The 3,151-nt window shown below is 51.5% G+C and carries 4 protein-coding genes, 3 tRNA genes and 1 rRNA gene; all 8 read right to left on the reverse strand.

Annotated elements, in window-relative coordinates; all coding sequences use genetic code 11:
- On the reverse strand, positions 1-278 hold a 278-nt coding region (locus K5E40_RS34110; protein ID WP_260456250.1), incomplete at its 3' end, for a GTP-binding protein.
- Positions 279-363: 85 nt separating this feature from the next.
- Positions 364-439, reverse strand: a tRNA-Thr gene (locus K5E40_RS34115).
- Between the two features lie 26 nt (positions 440-465).
- Positions 466-539, reverse strand: a tRNA-Gly gene (locus tag K5E40_RS34120).
- Between the two features lie 25 nt (positions 540-564).
- Positions 565-649: transfer RNA gene (locus K5E40_RS34125), tRNA-Tyr, on the reverse strand.
- A 143-nt stretch (positions 650-792) separates the two neighbouring features.
- Positions 793-1,227 (reverse strand): hypothetical protein, encoded by a 435-nt coding sequence (locus K5E40_RS34130; protein ID WP_221734410.1) that lies wholly within the window; start codon positions 1,225-1,227, stop codon positions 793-795.
- A gap of 7 nt (positions 1,228-1,234) precedes the next feature.
- Entirely contained in the window at positions 1,235-1,984 is a 750-nt protein-coding gene (locus K5E40_RS34135) for a pantothenate kinase (protein WP_221734411.1), read from the reverse strand.
- On the reverse strand, positions 1,974-2,927 hold the full coding sequence (gene birA, locus K5E40_RS34140; RefSeq protein ID WP_221734412.1) for a bifunctional biotin--[acetyl-CoA-carboxylase] ligase/biotin operon repressor BirA: 954 nt from the start codon (positions 2,925-2,927) through the stop codon (positions 1,974-1,976). Before birA ends, K5E40_RS34135 begins: the two co-directional genes overlap by 11 nt.
- Positions 2,928-3,059: 132 nt before the next feature.
- Positions 3,060-3,151: ribosomal RNA gene (gene rrf, locus K5E40_RS34145) — 5S ribosomal RNA — on the reverse strand; the annotation flags it as partial.

Genomic DNA, 3,151 nt, shown 5'->3' on the forward strand with positions numbered 1-3,151 from the left:
ATCATGTTCTTCACATAGTCAGCGTGACCTGGGCAGTCAACGTGAGCGTAGTGACGGATCAGCGAGTTGTATTCAACGTGCGCGGTGTTGATGGTGATACCACGAGCTTTTTCTTCCGGCGCACTGTCGATCTTGTCGAAGTCGACGATTGCCGAACCGAAAACCTCGGAGCAAACGCGAGTCAGAGCAGCAGTCAGAGTGGTTTTACCGTGGTCAACGTGACCGATGGTCCCTACGTTAACATGGGGTAGGGAACGATCAAATTTTTCCTTAGCCATCGATATCACCCTCAAACAGAAGAATTAGACAAACAATATCAACCATTAAAACAAAGGCAGATATTTTCATATCTGCCTTGTTATATGGAGCTCTTGAGCGGATTTGAACCGCTGACCTCACCCTTACCAAGGGTGTGCTCTACCAACTGAGCTACAAGAGCAAAACAATTCGCACAACCTGCAAGCTTGGAGCGGGTAGCGGGAATCGAACCCGCATCATCAGCTTGGAAGGCTGAGGTTCTACCACTAAACTATACCCGCAGAGCCTGCAGCTCACGCTTAAATCTGGTGGAGGGAGAAGGATTCGAACCTTCGAAGTCGTAGACGTCAGATTTACAGTCTGATCCCTTTGGCCGCTCGGGAACCCCTCCTAATCAGGCCGGCATTTTATACTATGCCAGGCCACTGTCAAGCATTTTCTCATTTAAAAACCTGAGGTTAGCTGCATTGACATCACTCTTTCATGACCACCTCTTCAGGTCTTCACTGTGGAGCGGGCGCCATTCTATGCAAACTATTCGGCAGGTGCAACCCCTTCGCACAGCATTATTTTATGTTTTAACTCATTGAATTCCTTGGAAAGGTTTCGCAACTGATCATTACCCAACAATCGCGGGCCTTCAGGTGCGATACGCAGCCAGTATCCTGTTGCCGGACGCTCATCAGACAATGGCGAAGCCTTGATATTCATCTCTGCCAATCGACGCCCCAACGCTTCAACCAAATCCTGACGAGCAAATCCCCCCAAATAAAGACAGCGCCCCTCAGAGCGCTGACCGGCATTCTCCCGAGGAGCGTACAGACTCTCGCTGAGCAAACGAATGTCATGCTGGGATCCTTTATACAAACTCAGCGGGGTGACATCTTTTGCACGCAAAGGTGCTTCCTGCTGATGCCAGACGTAATAGAAAGCATTGAGAACAAGGAACAGCAGGAACAACCAACGCATACAGACCTCAGGATAAAGGACACGCCATAGCCAAGCCTACGAACACCAGGTCGGGAACAACCCTGGCCTCTGGCGCAACATCTGCTACTAATACGGCATCCCCCCCTGTAAGAAATACAGTGAAGCTCTCCCCCCAATAGGCTCGCGCCATTTCCATCTGAGTGAGCACGAACCCTTTTAGCATCAAAGAGCAACCACGCTCCACCGCCTCAACAGTACTCCGACCGGGAGCTTGGCTTGTCAATGCGCGCTCAGCCGCGAGATCACCGTATCGAATCTTTCGCGTATGGGTTCGCAACTGGTTACGCATCAACGGCATGCCAGGACAAATAAAGCCCCCGAGATGTTCCCCATCTTCCGCGATGAAGTCCGCCGTTACCGCAGTGCCAAAATCCAGCACCAGACATGCACCTTCAGCCAAATGGAATCCGCCGAGCATCGCCAACCAACGATCAAGCCCTAAACGCTCGTAATCCTCATAACCGTTTCTAACACCAGACATTTCACGAGCGGGCTTTGCACATATAACTGTCAGATCGAAATCTCGCCGAAGCATTTCGATTAACGCTTCCGTCTCCTCGAGAGTACGAACACTAACAAGACGGCATTTGCTTAACGACAATCCAGCTAGAGCAAATAGACCATCACGCAGGGCCTGATCAGAGTCAACCACACCCTCAGCGATCAAAACTGCAGCCTCGGCACTCAGCACGCGCCACTTTATGAAGCTGTTGCCACAATCAAGCTCAAGAATCATCACGCAACCTCAGGCTGAGCTCGCCACCGCTAAAGACCTTTTCCACGCCACTCACCTGTAAACGCAGCGCACCTTGGCTATCGATCCCCAGCACAACACCATCTATTCGGTTGACACCAGCAATCAACGACACTGATCGCTCCTGCCATAAATGGTTTTCCTCCCATTCCGCCTGGAGAACTGAAAAACCTCCGACTTGCTGACGCTGTATGTATGAGCGCAACTGCTCGCTTAACTCGAAAACCAGAACATTACGATCGCAAGCTTTGCCGGACTCAAGCCGCATGGAAGTCCATTGCTGATCAACCTCCTCTGCAACCTGCATATTTACGTTAATACCTATACCTAGCACCACGTGACACACATCAGCCGGATCCCCAACCAACTCCAGCAAAATACCGGCAATTTTCTTATTGCCGACGAGAACATCGTTAGGCCACTTCAAACCCGCGCCAGTGACTCCCAACTTTTGCAGTGTTCGCATGACTGCCAACCCAACAACAAGACTCAAGCCCTCAAGCTGGCGCATCCCACCGTCAATTCGCAGAACGAGACTGTAATAAAGGTTTTCGGCAAACGGGCTAACCCACTTACGCCCTCTACGCCCACGTCCAGAAATCTGTCGCTCGGCAAGCACTAAAAATGGCGCTGCCTGGCCCCGGCCAATGGCGCGCAAAGCCTCAGCATTAGTCGAATCGATAGAATCAAAAACCGCGATTGGCCAACTCTCTTTCATCCCCGCTACTTTAAGAGGATCGATCAACACAAGCGGCGCAGCCAACTGATAGCCCCGCCCCCGAACCTTGTGAATGGACAGCCCAAGCTCAGCCTCCAAGTGCTGAAGCTGCTTCCATACCGCACTTCGACTAACTCCCAAGGCGGCGCCTAGGTCCTGACCAGAATGGAATCGCCCATCCTTCAGAAGATTCAACAACGTCAGCATGTAGGTCTCGCCTCACAGTGAGGCCCGAATAATAGCCATGCGCCGGGCCGTTGCATAGAAAACAAGCAGACACATTTCCTGCGGGCAAAACAAAACCCCAACTGCTTTCGCAATTGGGGTTTCGGAATTTAATCTTGACGATGACCTACTCTCACATGGGGAAACCCCACACTACCATCGGCGATGCATCGTTTCACTGCTGAGTTCGGGATGGGATCAGGTGG

The organism is Pseudomonas baetica (assembly GCF_019733355.1).
Taxonomy (GTDB): Bacteria; Pseudomonadota; Gammaproteobacteria; order Pseudomonadales; family Pseudomonadaceae; genus Aquipseudomonas; species Aquipseudomonas baetica_A.